The 19,097-nt window shown below is 53.6% G+C and carries 12 protein-coding genes; 2 read left to right on the forward strand and 10 right to left on the reverse strand.

Translation table 11 applies throughout. The features are described 5' to 3' along the window. Positions 1-375: 375 nt before the first annotated feature. From L6H98_RS08920 to L6H98_RS08950, 7 genes are all read right to left on the reverse strand, one after another. Positions 376-2,547, reverse strand: a complete 2,172-nt coding sequence (locus L6H98_RS08920) for a glycoside hydrolase family 88 protein (RefSeq protein ID WP_236414462.1) — start codon at positions 2,545-2,547, stop codon at positions 376-378. A gap of 44 nt (positions 2,548-2,591) precedes the next feature. Continuing rightward, a complete protein-coding gene (locus tag L6H98_RS08925; RefSeq protein ID WP_236414463.1) occupies positions 2,592-3,425 on the reverse strand; it encodes a polysaccharide deacetylase family protein in 834 nt (277 codons plus the stop codon). A 99-nt stretch (positions 3,426-3,524) separates the two neighbouring features. Beyond that, on the reverse strand, positions 3,525-6,881 hold the full coding sequence (locus L6H98_RS08930; protein WP_236414465.1) for a glycosyl hydrolase: 3,357 nt from the start codon (positions 6,879-6,881) through the stop codon (positions 3,525-3,527). Positions 6,882-7,112: 231 nt separating this feature from the next. Further along, positions 7,113-8,621, reverse strand: a complete 1,509-nt coding sequence (locus tag L6H98_RS08935) for an extracellular solute-binding protein (RefSeq protein ID WP_236414466.1) — start codon at positions 8,619-8,621, stop codon at positions 7,113-7,115. A gap of 18 nt (positions 8,622-8,639) precedes the next feature. Next, entirely contained in the window at positions 8,640-9,527 is an 888-nt protein-coding gene (locus tag L6H98_RS08940) for a carbohydrate ABC transporter permease (RefSeq protein ID WP_236414467.1), read from the reverse strand. 95 nt (positions 9,528-9,622) lie between these two features. Next, positions 9,623-10,597, reverse strand: coding sequence for a sugar ABC transporter permease (locus L6H98_RS08945; protein ID WP_236414468.1), 975 nt, complete (start codon positions 10,595-10,597; stop codon positions 9,623-9,625). A 267-nt stretch (positions 10,598-10,864) separates the two neighbouring features. Further along, complete coding sequence (locus tag L6H98_RS08950; RefSeq protein ID WP_236414469.1) at positions 10,865-13,279, reverse strand: AraC family transcriptional regulator; 2,415 nt, start codon at positions 13,277-13,279, stop codon at positions 10,865-10,867. A gap of 342 nt (positions 13,280-13,621) precedes the next feature. On the opposite strand from L6H98_RS08950, the gene L6H98_RS08955 reads away from it, so the two are divergent. Next, positions 13,622-14,977, forward strand: a complete 1,356-nt coding sequence (locus L6H98_RS08955; protein WP_236414470.1) for a dipeptidase — start codon at positions 13,622-13,624, stop codon at positions 14,975-14,977. A gap of 774 nt (positions 14,978-15,751) precedes the next feature. On the opposite strand, the gene L6H98_RS08960 is transcribed toward L6H98_RS08955, so the two are convergent. Continuing rightward, positions 15,752-16,267, reverse strand: coding sequence for a PadR family transcriptional regulator (locus L6H98_RS08960; RefSeq protein ID WP_236414471.1), 516 nt, complete (start codon positions 16,265-16,267; stop codon positions 15,752-15,754). A gap of 230 nt (positions 16,268-16,497) precedes the next feature. Between L6H98_RS08960 and L6H98_RS08965 the strand changes: the two genes are divergently transcribed. Continuing rightward, positions 16,498-17,727 (forward strand): cytochrome P450, encoded by a 1,230-nt coding sequence (locus tag L6H98_RS08965; protein ID WP_236414472.1) that lies wholly within the window; start codon positions 16,498-16,500, stop codon positions 17,725-17,727. A gap of 212 nt (positions 17,728-17,939) precedes the next feature. On the opposite strand, the gene L6H98_RS08970 is transcribed toward L6H98_RS08965, so the two are convergent. Both L6H98_RS08970 and L6H98_RS08975 read right to left on the reverse strand, forming a co-directional pair. Continuing rightward, complete coding sequence (locus L6H98_RS08970) at positions 17,940-18,311, reverse strand: hypothetical protein (RefSeq protein ID WP_236414473.1); 372 nt, start codon at positions 18,309-18,311, stop codon at positions 17,940-17,942. 107 nt (positions 18,312-18,418) lie between these two features. Further along, positions 18,419-18,964 (reverse strand): hypothetical protein, encoded by a 546-nt coding sequence (locus L6H98_RS08975; protein WP_236414475.1) that lies wholly within the window; start codon positions 18,962-18,964, stop codon positions 18,419-18,421. Positions 18,965-19,097 lie beyond the last annotated feature (133 nt).

A 19,097-nucleotide genomic window follows, 5' to 3' on the forward strand; every position in this document is an offset into this window, starting at 1 on the left:
TAACGAACCCAGGAAGTCTTATTCGGCACTTTATCGCAGGTTTGGGTGGCTAACGAACCACAGACACGCTATTGTACGTAAAATCAGCCTTTTTCACCAAATTGGCCTTCCATAAGACCGCTGATGTTCGTAAGCATCCATCTTGCGTTCATACTCCCAAAATAAGGTGATCACGATTCGTTAATCCCGGCACCGCTGGTTTAAACTTAAGAAAAAAAGGAGCAAATCCCAACCGGATATTCTATTCCGCTGGGTTTTGCTCCTTTACTTTTTGCGTTGGGTTGGCTCTTTCTATGCGTAGTAGCATCGCTTTCGGTTGCCTATGAATCTTAACGGTCTAGTTCATGGGTTGCATGGGTTGTCGGCCGTTAACCCCTACCGTTGCAACACCGTGCCCGATTCCTCGGACGATACATGGCCTGCAAGCTCCTGGTTCATTTTATAGGCCTCTACCCCGGCCAGCAGCACGATGCCGATGCCGTGGGTATCGTTCAGGATCCATCCCAGATCATCACGGTAGTATAAAGCGGTAAACGAATAACCCGAGCCGCGGCATACACCGTAAACGTTGCCTTTTGCGTCGATGGACAGACGGGTCATGCCTTCCCATCCTTTACGTACGGCCTCCAAGTAAGGCTGCGGCTGCTTCAGCCAGCCCTCGCGAATGCCGCGGGCGAAGGCATAAATGAACATGGACGTGCAGGAGGTTTCCTCATAGGAATCCGGACGGTTCAGCACCTGATGCCAAAGCCCGCTGCTGCCTTGAAGTGCAAGATAACCTTCGCATAGATCGCGATAGAAATCGAGCAAGTCCGCACGTTTAGGGTGCTCTTCTGGCAGAATGGACAACAGTTCCGTCAACGAGAACAATACCCAGCCATTCCCGCGTCCCCAAGGAATGCCCGTGGCGCTGCCGCGCACGAAATCGTAGACGTGGGACATGATCTTCAGCTCCGGGATGTACAGGTACTTGCGGAACATGAAAAATTGGTTGACCGCATCGTCCCAATACGACGAATCATCCACCCACCGTCCGTAACGCATCAGAAACGGCGTGCTCATGTACAGATCGTCGCACCACATCGTTTCCTGGCGCATCTCTCCGCTGCCGCGGACCCGGTAAAAGGCTCCGTCTTCCAGACGTTCCTGGTCGTCCGTCATATAACGCGCAATCCGGTGAGCCGTATCGAGCCCTCCCCGTATTTCGCCCAGCTCCATCGCCGCAAGCAGCGTAGAACCGAACGAGCCGCAATCGTCGAGGCTGTCGATCGCGGACAGCTGATTGTTGATCCCGGCTGCCCCGTAATTGGCCCTGTCCCAAAGGGCGTAGCGGTCAAACGAGGTGCTGAGCCCGATATGGTCGCGCACGTACTGCACGTAATCGCTCCGACCGAGCTCCTGCCCGGTGCGCAGCAGCCCAAGCAGCGTTACGCCGAGCGGGTAGTTCCATTTGCCGTAATGCGTGTTCTCCAAGTACGGCCGCACGCTGGTATCTGGCAGGTCCACCTGCCAGTATACGCCTTTGCCGCCATCGTTAAATACGGTGTCAGTCACTGTGATTTCATCCGGTCCCGGCTCGCTCCCTGCAGCAAAAGTTCCCGTGTACAGCCATGGGTCGGAACATCCGCAGACCGGATGTGGCGGCCTTAACCTCCAGCCGCCACCCTGCGGCTCTTCCAAAGTAAATCCCCAGTCGTTCTCGCCCTGCTTCCATTCGCCTCTGGCGACGAGATCTGCCGGGCCATAACGACGATCCAGCTCCACCCGATATGTGCCGCTCTCCGATGAGACGTATGCTTGCCTGCCATCAACATACAACGTCAATGCACCGATATGCTGACCTTCCAGCACCACGGGCGACGTTCCAGGCTCTGTGACGTCCAGCTTCGTCCAGGCATAAGCCACTCCCGGCTGGTCCATCCCGAAAATCCGGGCAAATGAACCCGAATTCAGCTCCTCTGCACTCCATTCACGGCGAGGATACCATGTCAAACCGGTATCTTCCTCGCTCATGCCGTCGCGGGGAAGCGAGGAGAGAGGTTCATCCAGCGGCTCGGAGTAAAGCCAGCCCTCTTGTCCGGCACGATCAAGCCCTGGCGTGAGGAAGTGCAGCGGAAAGTTTTTGAACGAACCCGTTCCGTAAATGCCGCCGAAACCGACCTTCGTTTTCACAAAACAAAGCAATACGTCGTTCCATCCAGCATTGACCCCGATCGGAATGGACGTCCTTCTCTCGGGAAACAGCTCCTGCAGCAGCTCTGATCTTAAAATTTCCTCGCCATTCACGTACACCGTGACCGGGCTGTAGCAGTTAAGCCCCGTATTCAGCGTTGTTTCCTGCTGGCTCCACAGCTTGCCCCATACGTACACGTACTGCCCAACCTTCGCATCTGCCCACTTGTCGGCCAAATTCAGATCGTAACGGTAATCGCCCAAACGGCGGAATCCTCCGCGATGATAGGCCCTGAATAAAAAGGAATGCTTGGGATGATCGCCAATGTAACGCTGGGCCACCGTCGTCAAAATGTCCGGAATCGAATCATGCACCTTGCCTGCTATCGCTTCAGTTTCATGAAAATAACGAATGATCGTCAGCTCCCTTCCCCGACCAGGATTTGTTCCGCGAACTTGCGCGTCTCCCCTGCCTTCACTTCGACCACTTGCTGGTCCAGCGTAAACCAAACGGACATGGCTGACGGATTATGCACGATCGTGCGGTCTGCCGAGCATTCGAGACGTTTGACGGCTTTCCAGTAAGCAAGCACCTCCCGATTGGTGGCATACCACATGTCGTCCCGTCCGCCGATGGTTTCCGCAAAGGTTTCGATGATTTCCCAATCGTCGTTGTCGTTGAATTCGTAACTATGTCCCCACACATACAGCAGCAGCGGCGTTCCTGTCTTGGTATGCCGGATGAAACGATCCGTCTGCGCGGCCAGATCGTGGCTGTGGTGGCAAGTCGGATGCCATTCCAGCGGTCTCTCAGGCAAGGTGTACTGCCCATGCGATCGAACCGTGCGGGCATAATCGATGCCGAGCCACTCCAATTTCGTGCTAAGCGCCCGATCATAACCTCCGTTGGGGTACGCCATGCCTCTGATCGGATAACCGACGAGCTGTTCAAGCGCCTTGCGATCCTCCGTAATTTCTTCGACCAACACTTCATCGGGAACATACGTCAGCGTAGGATGCGTCACCGTATGCACGGCAACCTCGTGTCCGGCATATAGCTCTGCCACTTCTTCCTTGGCGACTTTCCCTTCTTTGCCGAGCAAGCCCGAGTTCAGGTTAAACGTGCCCCGCAGCCCATGCCGGTTCAAGATGTCAACCAGCCTGCGGTCGTGAATCACGCCATCGTCATAGCTAAGCGTCACGGCTTTCATCACGCCGCCCGGAAAGCGATCGAACTGAATGCGATGTACCATTGAATAGCCCTCCCCAGAATTGAATTCCACCAAAACTTTTGCGGCAGCCATCTTCCCATTTGCAGCGTACATCTCCCATGCCGATGAAACATCTTTGTGTTACTCGCCGGCTCGTGGAGACCTCGCCGTCTCACGCAAGCTGTGGCTGACGAGATCAAAATATGTGCCTTCAAGCAGGCCGATCAGCGTATTCGTAACGCAAACTTCAATTACGTTCTCCCCTGGTCGAAGCCATTCGGCTGCGCCCGTCCATTGATAAGGGGACCAGCATCTCACGCCAAGACTGTGCCCGTTCACTTTCACTTCGGCGGCATCCTGTACGTTCCAATCGCTAAATTCCAGTTCGAATGAGGATTCTTTCAAGTCGCCGAGGTCCAGTTCGACGCTTTTTCTATAACTCATTTCCCCGGCATAGTGAGGATATAATGCTTGCGGCTCTGGCGTTATGCGATCTGCCGTATCCGGTTCCCGCACCAAAGATGGAATGGGCCTGACCCCATACTCCACCCCGAAACGCCCTTGCAAATAAATCGGATCGACGATGCCATGCTCATCCTTGGTTACCTGTACGGTCACGGTCAATTCGTTCAGGCCATGCCGGATCAGCGTTGAAATATCGCAGGCTACATTATCGTGATCCGTAATTTCAACCTTGCGGAATTGGTCGGGACGTATCTCCTGTCCATTGAGTTCCATGACCCACTGGCCCGTCACTGCAGCCCGGTCCATAAACAACGTGCACTCGGACGATGATACGTCCCATTCGAATGAAGTTTGATAGCGGCACTCTACCGGATAGGACAGGCTTGCTTTTTTCGGGGTACCGAACACCTGCGAGAACCGAAGCGGCAAACGGTGGCGCTCGGACAATCCGGCGGCCTGATCGATAAACGGCTTGACCTCAACCTGCTCCCCGGTGATGAACTCGCCTTGCGCATCCGATGCTGTCAACCGGAAATGTCCAATCCGCAGCACGTTGGACTGCATGGCCTGCACGCTCCAAGGCCCTTCCGCAGACAGCGTGATCCGCGTCGGCTCTTTTCTCTGTTTCTCGTTACCTGCACCGGTTTTCACCAAGGATTCGGACGTATCCGCTTGCACCAACGACAATTTAATGGCATGGGCACCATAAGGGGCGAGTTCAAGCGAAATGCACCATTCCGCGCCATGTCTGGAACAAAACAACGCTTCCAAGGCACCTGTCTCCAGATCAAGCCGTTCGGCAACCAGCAACGATTCAGGCACCGACTTTGCATCCTGCCAAAGCCTTTCGGGCACGATATGCAGCTGCCCTTTCAGCCGCTGTCCCTCCTGGTTGGTCAGAAACACCATATACTCGCCTTCGGATAGCTCCCTCGTCTGCATCAGCAGGGAGGAGCTTTCGTCCTCCATGTTCCAGCTGACCGCCTCGGGCAGCACCTGGTCAAGCAGCAGGGAGATCAGCTCCAGGGAAGCATCGTCTCCGCTTCCGGTCCCTGCGGGAAGAAAGTAGGAACTACCTTTGCTGCCGCCGCCCCCGTCACTTTTTCCATCGCCCTGTCCCTGATGCCACATGGCTTCCGTGTCGTAGGCATCTGCTTCGCCGTGCAAGCCCCAATACTCTTCCTGGGCCAGCTCCGTTGCGCCGAAGAAACGGCCTGCCTCATCACCTGCCGGGCTGCCGGGCTGAATCGGAACATGCGGCGGCAAGCCGACCGAAACGGCCGTTCCGCCTTGCTCCACGAACCGCTTCACCTGTTCCCAGGCGGCTGCCTCCAAATTCAGCATCGGCGGCAGGATCAGTACCTCATAACGTGCGACCCCAATCCGGATGACGCCGCTCTCGACATCTGCTTCAGCCAGCAGTTCCGGATCCAGATGGTCATAATCCCGCCGATTCTCCAGCAGATGAACGCCGATGCGCATCCAATCGTTCGTAAGCCGTTCCAGCTTGGCGCGTTCGTGCTCGTCCTGACCGCCGTATTCAAAACCATGCAGCGGATTGCCCATCAGGCTCCAAAACGTGGTTGTCGGATCAAGCAGGGCGATGCGGATCTGGGCCGTGCCTGTGCTCATCAGATAACCGAGACGTCCCGCATAATCCGCCAACTGGCGAAAATGCCGCCAATACGGGTTCTGCAGGAACTGCGACGGCGGAGCGTCGTGCTTCGCCAAACCTCCGATCGTATAGAAAAAGGCGTGGAAGTTATAGAAATTCGTGCCCATCGCCGCCATGCGGTCGATCATCCATTTGGCGTCCTGCAGCGTCATTGACCAGCCGACGCTGTGAAAACATTCAATCAGGTTGCGATCCCGTCCGAGCTGTCTTGCGAGCGAGCTGACCATTTTCGGATTCTCGCGCAGCCTTCGGCCGTAACGCTCCAGAATCCAGGAAAGGGAACGCCCGATTTTCTCGTGTGCGGAATCGCCTCCCGGCATATGGCTGAACAATTGGGTCGTCATGCGTACGCCGGGCACTTCTGCCGCATATTGAATGCCTGCCTTTTCGCACCAGTCGTGCACTTGCTCATGATACGAGGACCGCAGCAGCAAATGCAGCGTTTGGTAATAGTCGTAGCGAATGCGCTCGGCTCCCGGCACATCGGCGTATAACAGCGCTGGCAACGCCTCTGTAAGACTGTAACCGCAGCGTTCGGCAAAATGTCGGGGGAGCTGCGGCGACCATGGGATGGCACCAAGCGGCGCGATTTCGTCGGTAAACATGCCCTTGATGACGCTTTCAAAGTGCTCTCCCACCGCTTCACGGTAACGGTCATGCGTCAGTTCGATAAATCGGGACATCGCCTCCCGGTGACAGGGGTCGACAAACGTGCCGTAGTACTTGAAATCGTCGATCTCCCGTTCCTGAAACACGATGACGTCCCACTCTCCCGGCGGAGCATCCCACAGCAGCCGAAAGGCCGTCTGATATGTAAAAAACCGTTTGCGGTTGTAGGACGTCAGGCCGGTCTCCTGGTACACTTGCTCGGTCTGAATGTTGCCGATGAATCCGCGCACGTCAAGGGCATCCTTCCATACCCTCTGCCCCTCGTCATTTTTGGGAATCGCCCGGGCATACAGTATCCGTCCCCATGACAGTTCCTTGTCCACATGATCTCCGCCTTGGACGGCAATCTGATGGTGAACGAGTTGGCGCTGCTTCGCCTCGGGATAATCAAGCGTCACTTCCCCTCCGGCCATGCCGCTGGGATAAGGATACTCGTCATACAGCCACACCTGCATGCCGCACTCCGCTGCAGCCTCAACCGCGATGCGGACCTTGTCGAACCAGGCTGCCGACAGATAAGGAACCTGCAGGCCCTGACGCGGGCAGATAAAAAATCCGCCGACACCCTGCCTGTGCATTTCGGCGATCTGCCTGCGGATTTGCCCTTCCTCCATGTCCCCGTTCCAAAACCAGAAAGGGTGTATCCGGTACTGCGCCTCGGGATTCAGAAACGTCTCCGAGTTCCACATGTTCGCCTTCCTCCCCGCATGTTCATGAATGATCTCCGCTTGCCTTTTCAGTGCGTTTAAGTTTGAATGCGTTTGTTTTTCTTTGATTATACATCAATTCCCAACGATGGAAACGTGAAATCAGCGTTCATTGGCCTGTTTTTTCAACAATACTGTCCGATTCGTCCTAGGGAAACGGCCCGGCTGCCCTCGTTAGGGAACGCAAGGCCGCCGGGCTCCGTCATGTCATTTCTACTTCAGTGCAGCATACAGCTCGTTGACTTCCTTCACGTACTCGTCTCCGCCGCTGCTTTTCCACAAGGCAACCGCATCCTGGAAGCCCTTCTCGTCGATTTGGCCGACGATGTATTTGATGCGTGCATCGTTAATGATATTGTCGAGCTGAGGTCCCTTCTGAGCGTACACATCGGAGATCAACGGTTCGCCCGGATTGGGAACGACGATCTCTTCGTTGGCTTTCTGTACTTCAATGACTTTCTCGCGCACTGGCGTCGGCTCGATGCGGAAAGCCCGGTCCTCCGGCACGAACATCAGAATTTGGTTCAAGCCCTGCAGATCGCGCAGCTTGAGCTTATCGGTCGTCGGAACGATATAATCTCCTTTTTTCTCGTACTGCTGGCCTTCCAAGCCGTTGGACAATAGCGCCTGCAGCTCCTGGTCGTTCAATTTATCCAGGAACGTGAGTACTTTTTTCAAATCTTCTTCGGTTTTGACGCTGCTCTTCGACACGGCAATGAGGCCGTTGTATCCCGACGTCGGCATATCGCGAAGCCCCTTCGGCCCCTCCATCGCCTGCAGCACGTCGACGCGTCCGGTCGCCGCCGGGTCCTTCTCCAATATTTTCTGATCCATGCGCTGGGCATTGTCGGCCACGTCGACCATCACTCCGGCTTGCCCGTTCACGAACGGATCGGACAGCTTGGTCGCATCCATGACGGCAAAGTCCTTGTTGACCAAACCTTCGCTGTATATTTTGCGGAAAAAGTTCAATGCGTCCATGTATTCCTGCGTTTCGTGAGCCGGAACGAGCTTGCCGCTCTCGTCCTCGCCCCATTTGTTCGGTGCGCCGAACCAGATCTGCATGTTGTCCCACGGACCGGTGAACTTGCTGGCAACCAGACCGTACGTATCGTCCTTTCCGTTGCCGTCCGGGTCGTCATGCGTGAACGCTTTGAGCACATTGTAGAACTCGTCGATCGTCTTTGGTTCCTTCAGTCCGAGATTCTCCAGCCAATCCTTGCGGATGGTCACCCCGTTGCGGCCGAGCGGGCGAGCCCGGTAAATGCCGTACGTTTTGCCGTCGATGGAGGCGTTGTTCGTGATGATCTCGTTCATTTGGCTCAGGTTCGGATAATCCTTCAGGTAAGGGCCAAGCTCCCAGAATGCCCCTGTCCGTGCCGCATTGATGAAACTCGGCGTTTTGCCCAGCACGACCATAATGTCCGGCAGCTTGCCCGATGCAAGCGTAATGTTGAATTTGTCGTCATACGAACTGCTCGGCACCCACTGCAGATTGACATCCACGCCCGTCAGCTCCTCTAACTTTTGCACGACAGGGCTGTTCTCCGGCGGATTTTCCGCTTCGAAGTTCGGCAGCATAATGGTCAGCTGCTCCTTGCCCTCAGCGCTTCCCCCGCCTTCGGCCGGTTTATCGGTCGAGCACGCCGCCAGAATCGTTCCCAATAACATGGATGCGCAAATTACAAGCGCCACCTTTTTCAAACCCGTTTTTTGTCCCATACGTTCTCCCCCTTGGCTTTAACCTTTGATTGAACCTAACATGACACCTTTGGCAAAATGCTTCTGCAAAAACGGATACACCAGCAAAATCGGAATGGTGCCGACGACGATGACCGCCATTTTCACCGACTGCTCCGGTGGTTTGACGAAATTGGGGTCCATGTTGGCCATATCGCCCACGCTGGCCTGCGATAGCAGCACAATCTGTCTCAGCATGACCTGCAAGGGCCATTTGCTGCTGTCCGAAATGTACAGCAATGCCGAGAAAAAGTTGTTCCAGTGTCCTACCGCGTAAAACAGCGCAAACGTGGCAATGACCGGTTTGGATAGAGGCAGGATGATCCGCCACAATACCCCAAGATCGGAACAGCCGTCGATCCGGGCCGCTTCCTCCAGCCCGGGCGGCATTTGCTGAAAAAAGTTTTTGACCACAATCAGGTTGAAAGCGCTGATCGCGCCAGGAAGCATCAGGGCCCAGTAGGAATCGAGCAGTCCAAGTCCACGAATGACAAGGTAGGTCGGAATCATGCCGCCCCCGAACAGCATGGAGAAAATGACCATGTTCATGATCAAATTGCGTCCCCAGAAATCGCTGCGCGACAGCGGATAAGCCATCGTCATCGTGAAAAACAGGTTCACCAGCGTGCCCGCAACGGTAATGAAGATGGAGACGCCGATGCTGCGGAAGATGGTGGATGAAGAAAAAATGTATTCATACGCGCTAAGCGAGAACACCTTGGGGACCAGGAAAAAGCTTCGTTCGGTAATTTCAGCCTCGGTGGCAAACGAATTACCGATAATGTACAGGAACGGCAGGACGGTCAGGATGCCCAGTATGCCGAGCAGGATGTAGTTGAATACGTCGAACACCCTGCCCGCAGGGCTGTTGAACAAACGGCTGTTCATGGGCGGTGCCTCCTTTTGAAGAATGGGTTACATTGCGTGCAGACCGAGCCTGCATGACAAATACGGGGACCGGGACAATACCGTGATGGCTAGTGCTAGTAAATGCCCGGATGGCCGAATTTTTTGGCAAGCTTGTTGCTGCCGAGCACCAGAATGATGCCGACGACCGATTTGAACAGGCCTACCGCGGTACTGTAACTGAATGCTCCTTGCGTGATCCCGACGGTATACACGTAAGTATCGAAGACATCCGCCACATCGCGATTGAGCGAATTGGTCATCAGGTAGATTTGCTCGAACCCGGTGTCCAGAAAGTTGCCCAGCCTCAAGATGAGCAAAATGACGATGGTCGTGCGGATCGCCGGAAGCGTCACATGCCACATGCGTCGCAGCCTGCCTGCACCGTCCACAATAGAAGCTTCATATTGTTCAGTATCCACGCCGGCCAGTGCCGCGAGGAAGATGATCGTGCCCCACCCCATCTCCTTCCACATCATCTGAATGATGATGAGCGGACGGAAGGCGTCCGGACTGGAAAGCACATCAATCGGTTTGCCCGTGATCCAGGCGATCAGTTCATACAGAATGCCGCCTTGAGGCGTCAGAAATACATATGTGATGCTGGCGATGATGACCATCGACACAAAGTGGGGCACGTAGACCAGCGTTTGAATCGTTCTTTTGAAAAAGGCCATTCGGATTTCATTCAACAATAAAGCGATGATGATCGGTGCCGGGAAAAAGAAGATCAGATCATAGATGGCAAGGATCAACGTATTGCGGAGCAGCCGGAAAAAATCCGGATTGGAGAAGAAGGTCGTGAAATTCTCGAAGCCTACCCACTCCGAATTGCGAATGCCCAGAAACGGCTGGTAATCCTGAAAAGCAATGACGATCCCCCACATGGGCAAATATTTAAAGATGACGAAGTACAAAAATCCGGGAAGCACAAGCACGTATAACCATTTATTGCGTCTGATCTGCCTTTTCCAGTTCGCCTCCTGTTTCGTCTGCAGTCCGGAGCCTTCGGTCTGGATCGCGGCGGCGGCATTCCCATTCTTCCCGCTCATAGCTCTCTCCCCTCTCTCAATTGAAAGCGTTACCAACACGCCTGTTAACCACAGTATACATCCGGTATTTTTCCGGCAACCTTCATTTTTTGCAAAGGGACCGCAGGGCCGCACCAAGCCCGCTATAGCGCCATTTCCAAAGCGGCTTGCACCTTTTTGGACTTAATGCATTGCACATTTTTGCAACTTGCTACATCTTTGCTTTGAGAGCAGTTCTAAGCTTTGCGGATAAACAAAACCGGAATCCGTGAAGCCGGATTCCGGTGATTATTTGCCCCCCCATTGATCGCGATATTGACTCGGCGTGATGCCTTCCTGTTTTTTGAAAATGCGATTGAAATAACTATGCTGGTACCCCACCTCGCCTGCGATATCGTTAATTTTCATCGTGGTCTCGCGGAGCAGTTTCTTGGCGGCATCCATGCGGACACGGGTCAGGTAATCGATAAAGTTCATGCCTGATACCTGTTTGAATGCTTTGCTTAACGCATAAGCGGTCATTTGCTCCGCATCCGCACAGCTTTCGAGCGAAAGTTCGCTGCGATAGTTCTCCTCGATATAACGCATTGTACGCTCAACGACCTGCTTCAGCGGTTCTTGGGCGCGCTGTTCGATTTCCACTGCATACGGCCGGATCACCTCGCGAATCATCCACTGCGCCATCTGTTCCGGTTCGCGAATCGCCGATAAACGCTCATACATATTGATGCCTTCGAACAGCCTGTAAGGCGTTACCCCGGTCTGCAGCATCGTATGCTGTATGCTTCCGAGAAGCTGCAGCATCATCTGCTGCAGGCGGAATTCGGTGCTTCCGCTGTGCATAATCTCGGCCATGAAGCGTTCAAGCCCTTGCTGCGCCTCGTCCTGCTTGCCCATGCGAATCGCCTGGATGATCTCCCGCTCCAGACCAAGAGGATATGTTGCCTCGTCCATGCGGCGCCGGAAACATTGCTCGTCCTCCAAATCGAGCACCTGGTTCCCTTCCTCCACGCTTCGGTAAGCGACGGCTTGCTCCATTTCCACATAAATGCCCGGCAGCTCCTTGAGCTCTGCTGCCGCCCGGCCGATCATCAGCGTCACGTTCATTTTAAGCGTGCGGTTCATGACGTCTATAAATTCCTGCGCCCAGGCCATGGCTTGTTGTTTGGCGTCCAGCACGTTTGGCGTGACCACCAGCATCGCTGCCGACAGATCATGGAAATTCATGACGCTGACCTGGGTAAAATGTTCCCTCGCGACCTCTTCGATAATATTGACTGCCGCAAAGGTAACGAGTCCGGTATCCTTCGTTTCGAACCGGCCCTCCAGCCGGGAGTACCCGGTGAAGTACATTTGCATCAGCAAATAGCGATGCGCTTCGACATCAAAGCCCAGATTACGCATCCGTTGTCTCAGATCCTGCTCGTTGTAGGCAAGCAAGTGACCCTGTACCAACTGCAGCACAAAGCTGTCGCGCAAATGCGGAAGCTGTTCCTGCAGTTGGCGGTGAGCAGACAAACTCTGCGAAGTCAGTTCATGCCACTGCTGTTCCAGCAGCTCGAATTCGTCCAGTCCCATGCCGGGAAGCGTTTCGTTTCTGTTCGGCGACAACAAATGAAGCATCCTGGCGACCGGAGAATAGATTCGATGGGAGGCGAACCACGACAGAAGCAGCCCCAGCAGCAAGCTGCCTGCGCTGGCGATCACGATGATTTTGGATACCAGCTTGACCGGAGACGTCACGGACGATAACGGCGCGGCCGATACGTACGTCCAATCCGAATCGATCCGGCTCAGTGATCCATAGGAAACCGAGTAGGTCTCATCCCCATATTTATACAGAAAGGACGGATTGTCTGCATGCTCGGCCAACGCTTCCTTAAGCCGAAGCTCAAAATCCTTCTCCTGTTCGCTTGCTCCCGGGTTTCCGGTGACCAGCGTGTTTCCTTCCCCATCCATCAGGAACGTGAAACCTTCGTCATATGGAGTAAGCGTTTTCAGCAAACTGGCGATTTTATCGTTATCCACCGTGATGATCAAGGCGCCAAAGGGATTGACGCTCTCCCCCGGTATTTTGTGCACCAGCACCAGCCCTTCCCCTTTCCCCATATTCAGCAGGCTGCTGCCGGAAGGCTTGGATTCGGATTCGGAGCCGGATTGGCCGGCCGTCCAGTCGGTCCAGTAAACATGGTTGCCCATCGAGAGGTAGCGGTCGTACGCCCGGATCTCTGCTTCATTTTTCAATTCGTTGTATTCGTGGTTAAACAAAATCGGCTGCGGTTCCCTCAAATACATCTGCACGGATTGGATCAGCGGATGGGAACCCTGAAGGACGTAAAGCGTCGTCACGATCTCCTGCGTTTCCTTGAAATAATAGACGAAATCCAACGTGCGCAGAGCACTCCCGAACCGAGGTTCGAACGCCCAATGGGACAGGTTCATTTCCAGATAAGCCAATTGGTCGTCCACGTTGCGGGCCCGGTTCTCGATCTGGCTCTGATGCATGCGGTTGAATTCACTCTCCATCTGTCCTACGACCATCCGATACATGACGCCGCCGGTAATCAGTCCCGGAATGCTGGCAATGAGCAAAATCAACATCAAGCTGTTCCGGTAAAAGCGGCCCCGCTGCCGCCCTGATCCCCAACGGTTCGTGCGCAGCCAGCGTCCGGCGGACATGCCTGCTCTTCTAATCGGTTCCATCGAGCCCCACCTGCCTGTCTGCATATGTACTCCATGTCATGGAAGTTCCTCATCTCCCTTGTAACATGATCTGCCCTCCGGCTTTCCGCCTTGCTTTTTTCGTTCATGGAACCGAGGGACGGAAGGGTATGATGCGATCCATGCGCAATCGTATTCCTGTATCTTCGTAGTTTCTTATTTTCCCATCAACCTTGATGGATTGTAAACCCTTTCCTGTATTATAAGCTCATTCCATAGCCGAAAGAAATGGTGCAAAAACGAACATTTTTTAACCGATGTTTTATTACGCGGGCAAAATGGATTACAATGGAGTTAAGCAGACATGAAGGAGGCTCTTGAACGATGAAAGAACAAGCTTATTTTCAAAAAAATAGAGAAAAACACCTGGCAGAGTTGAACGAATGGTTGTCCATTCCGAGCATTTCTGCCATTTCCACGTATAAAGAGGATGTACAACGCGCCGCGAAATGGGCAGCGGATGCGCTCACGCGCGCAGGCATGGAAAACGTGGAAATCATTCAGACCGCTGGACACCCGATCGTGTACGCCGACCATTTGCATGCGCCAGGCAAACCGACGGCCCTGATCTACGGTCACTATGACGTGCAGCCGGTCGATCCGCTGAATCTGTGGGAGACGCCTCCGTTCGAACCGACAGTGCGCGATGGCAAACTGTACGCTCGCGGGGCAACGGACGACAAAGGCCAAATTTTCTTACATATTAAAGCGGTTGAAGCCTTGCTCGCCGAAAACAAAGAGCTGCCCGTCAACGTGAAATTCTGCATCGAGGGCGAGGAGGAAATCTCCAGCCCGAATTTGCCGATTTATTTGAACGACAACACGGAGAAGCTGCGCGCAGACATGGTGCTGATCTCCGATACGTCGTTGCTGGAAAAAGGAAAACCGGCCATCTCCACGGGCCTGCGCGGCTTGTGCTCGCTCGAAGTCGATCTGTACACGGCCAACACGGACCTGCATTCCGGCAGCTTCGGCGGCGGCGTGCCAAATGCGCTGCATGCGCTCGTATCGCTGCTCGCTTCGCTGCATGACGAGCAAGGCCGCGTGAGCGTCGACGGATTCTACGATGGCGTGCTGCCATTGTCTGCCGAGATGAGAGAAGAATTCGTGAAGCAAGGCTTCAACGAAGAACAGCTTCGCCAGGACCTGGGACTGGAACAATTGTACGGTGAAGAAGGCTACTCCTTCGTGGAGCGGGTCGGAGCGCGTCCGACCTTGGAGCTGAACGGCGTTTGGGGCGGCTTCCAGGGGGAAGGCACCAAAACCGTCATTCCAAAGGAAGCCCATGCCAAAATCACGTGCCGTCTCGTGGCCGATCAGGACCCGCAGCATGTGCTGGACCGCATCGAAGCTCACCTGCACGCACATGTGCAGCCTGGCGCAACGATTCAAGTGAAGCAAATCGAACGCGCTTTTGCATTCAATACCGATCCTTCCAATCCGATCCTGCAAAAAGCGGCAGACGCCTACGAGCAAGTCTACGGTGTGCGCGCGTTGTTCACGAAGGACGGCGGCTCCATCCCGATCGTCGAGAAGCTGTCCCGCGTGCTGGGCGTTCCGGCCGTCATGATGGGCTTCGGCTTGCCGGACGAAAACCTGCATGCCCCGAACGAGCACTTCAACCTGGAGAACTTCGATAAAGGGCTGCTCACCATCGTGCAATTCCTGAAAAGCCTGTAAGCAAACGATTTGTCCTTGATATGGTTCGATTGTTATTAATTTGATGGGTTGGTTACTGTTTATGGCCGATTCCATGCTTGCATGGCGAGCCTGCACCTCTGTATGAAGAATGGGATTTGACCCTGGGATACGGACGGTGACCCCCGACTTATAGGTTGAATTGAAATGGATAATTGACGAAACACCGCGTGCCTTTGTTGGCGCGCGGTGTTTTTACGGCGTATGGTGATTGGAGAAAAACATTGCGGGTTAAGGCCGAAGGTTTGGCGTGAAGGGATTTGGTGCAATGGCTGCGAGCATAGGCGTGCACGGGTACTCTCTCGCAAGCACACGGTACACCGCTTCACGACAATGGTGGTTAGCCACACAACTATGTTACGTGACTCGCTTGATCCCCAAGTTGCTGTACGCTACCAAGGGCAGGGCGTGTTGCCCCGTATCGCTTAAACTCTTACGAATCTGACACATCTTATTGGCTCGACAGACGGTGTATTCCAAATGTAACGAACATCCGACACGTTATTCGTACCAGATCGGCTCGTTCGGGGCCAATTTCGGCAAAATAACGACGCTGAAGTTCGTTAACATTTCTGGACAGCTATTTTCAGCCAAATAAGCGTTCTGATGTTCGTTAGAATTGAATTCCCCGTCTCCTTCCGCTTGCCTCCCTTCTTTTTGTACTCTCCACAGCTCCCCAAGATACGTTATCTTGTATCACTTTTATTGGGCAACCCAGCACGTACTACCACTGTAGCGCACCTGTTGTCCAGTCACCTATTCCCCTTTAACCTGTCCCATCAACTGGTCGATCCACATTTTCTCGCCCGTGATCTGGGCCAAGGACAAGTTAAGCACTTCTTCGCGAAACGTGTCCGGCTCGCGCTGCTCTTGCCTTTGCAGCAGATCCGCTTCAAGCGTATCGAGCTGCTGCCGCCTCAGAGAAAGGATGCGCAGCCGATTCTCGGCGGTAATGTGGTGGAACAGGGATACCCGGATCAGGAATTCCACCTGGCTTTTGGCCTCCTTTTCGGAAAAGCGATTGACCAGTTCCGTAATCTTTTTTTCGCCCAATTTCGTCAATTCATAAATGGTTTGATTAGGCCTTCCGGCCTGCTCGTTCAATCGTTTGGTTACCAGCCCCTCTTCCGCAAAACGCCGCAGCGTCGGATACAGCATGTTGTGATTGATGTCCGTCAGGTAACCGATGTCGTGCTGGATTTGTTTTTTGATTTCGTAGCCGTGCCGCGGACCTTTCTCGATCTGAATCAATATTAGCAGCTCTATGTACATGGTTTCGTACCTCTCGTCGTGTGATTTGCCTTGGAGTACATGTTTAGTATCAGATTATCAATTAGCGCCGTTTCGTTCAATCGATTAATCCCCGGGAAAAGAATGAAATTCCAGCAACATGGGTCGCAGGGATGTGTTATTCCATTTATTGATATGTTAAAATAACATATGTTAAACTAACACAAAATACTTATGCTTTTCATTATCCAAAGGATGGGGAGGACTCGTGCATGAATCATGAAATTATCTCCTTGGAAGCCATTACGCAATTTCGTTCGCCTGTGGAAGAATTCAGTCCTTATGAATGGTACAAGCAAAAGCTGGAGCATGAACCGGTCAGTTACCATGAAGTGACCCGAACCTGGAACGTATTCCGCTATGCGGACGTGAAACGGGTGCTGAGCGACTACGAGCACTTTTCCAGCGTCAGGGAACGCACCACGATCAGCGCTGGCGCCGACAACGATGAAGGCAAGCATGCGGGCCGAATCGATTTCATGACCGATCCGCCGGAGCACCGCAAGAGCCGTGCCCTGCTATCTGCCGCATTTACGCCGCGCAGTCTGAAGCTGTGGGAGCCGCGCATTCGCCAAATCGTGGACGGGCTGCTGAAGGACATGCAGGATGCGCCGACCATCGATGTGGTCAAAGATTTCACCAGCGCGCTGCCAACGATCGTCATTGCCGATCTGCTCGGCGTGCCATCCACTGACCGCTTGCTCTTCCAGCAGTGGGTTTATGACCTGTTCCTGCCTTTGCCGCAAGATCACGCGGAAGACGTCAACGAACGCAAACGCAATGCGGCTACTGCCTATTACAGCTATCTTCTGCCCCATGTCATGCACAAAAGAACCCATCTGACCGACGATATCATTTCCGATCTGATTCAGGCCGAGGTGGACGGAGAACGTCTCACCGACGACGAAATCGTACGCATGACGATGTTCATCCTCGGAGCCGGCATTGAAACGACCAGCCACTTGCTCGCCAATACGTTCTACGCTTTCCTGTACGATAAGCCCGAGATCTATGGCGAGGTACGGGCCCAGCGGGGACTGCTGCCGAATACGGTCGAGGAGATGCTGCGTTACCGCTTCCATATCGCCAAGATGGACCGGACCGTAAAACAGGACAACGAGCTGCTCGGCGTGCCCGTCAAAAAAGGCGACGTCGTCGTCGCCTGGATGAGCGCTGCCAACATGGATGAAGCCGTATTCGCCAATCCGTTCACGCTGGATATCCACCGGGCCAACAACAAACAGCATCTGACCTTTGGCAATGGCCCGCACTTCTGTCTCGGAGCTCCGCTGGCAAGGCTGGAAGCCAACCTGGGCATCGGACTGTTCATGGACCATTACTCAAAAATCGAGCCTGTTGCAGGTTATAAATTCGAAGATCACCTAAGCCCGTCCGCGGCGGGACAGATGTTGACTTCATTGCCGATTCACGTCACTCGTTAATTTATTTTCGTCAGGGAACACGTCGATTGACGATTCTCCATCTCGAAGTGAGATTATCGCCCGCGGCAAAATAAACGCTCCAGAAACTTCACACGTTCCTACACCACGAAAAAACTCCCTTACTGCGGACAGCACACGCATTCCATTCTAGATGGTTTAACTTGCGCTGTTTGTGGTAAGGGAGTTCCGTTTTTTCTGTAACACATACCGACTTATGTTCGAAAAACCGTAAAATTCAACTGATGGGTCAGCTGTTTCAGATGGTCTATATCCCGCTGCACCTGTTCCGTGCTGTCCCCGTTCATCGCCTGATTGGCCCGCAGCGTCCGGCGGGTGTTCAGCATGCCGTCAATCAGCTTCAATACCGCATTCCGGCCGCGATGGTCCACGATCATGTACTTTTTGCGCGCATCCAGTTCAACCCATACGATATGGCTGAATTTTGCAAACAAATGCCTCCGGTAATGTTCCATGTCCGCTTCCCTGTAATGCTCGCCGTAAAAGGCATAATACCCGTGCACGTGCAGCTTCTCCGTAAGCTTCGCGATGAATGGGTCCGATCCGAGCATCGCGTTTCGTTCCATTGTCGTGCCTCCATGTTTTCCGCGATCCAGTTGATCCCGTTTTTTTGCACTTATTGTAGCATAGCAGATGCAGCATGTGAAATATGTTGACCCATACGCCCAGCGCCTCATGTTTCGTCCGAAAGGGGCACTGCTCCGCCATCGACATACCAGACTTTTTTGCCCCAGCCCTCTTTTTTCGTTTTCAAGTGAATCATCATGTAGGTTCCGTCTTTTTTCTCCCAAAATTCAATCACTTCGGTTTGGTCTGGGTTGACCAAAAGGGCCGGCATCCAATCTCCGATTTGCATATGGTGTGCCCGTTCATCGTTGTAGTATGCATCAAGAAATGCAGATTGTTCCTTCATGGAAAACTGCTGAAACAGATCGTTATGCATGTCCATGATGGCCCAATCCTCAAGAGGCTGTTTTGAATTCAACTCAGAAAGGGATGGGATGTCCGAAGCGTGCGCGATAATCTTGTTCTTCCCTGCATTCCACGACTTCTCCAGTTTTTGTTTCAGGACTAATTCCATCTCCTTCTGCTCGGCTGTCATTTCGAGAGCAGACACCTCGCCGGAAGTTGAATGGTTATAAACAAGCGTGCCTGCGATCACAGTCATCACCAAGATTTGAGCGAGGATGGTTTTGGTCCGCAATGATATCGTCATCATTTCCTCCTTGTACAAGGAACATGAACCGTTAAAGTCCACTTATTCTTCCCTGATCATTCTACGAAATATTTATTTACCTACATTTAAAGAACACCTCAAACTTCAGATCGTTATGGAAATTCGTCGTTCTCGG

Origin of the sequence: Paenibacillus sp. JJ-223 (assembly GCF_927798175.1) — a bacterium.
GTDB classification, from domain to species: domain Bacteria; phylum Bacillota; class Bacilli; order Paenibacillales; family Paenibacillaceae; genus Paenibacillus; species Paenibacillus hubeiensis.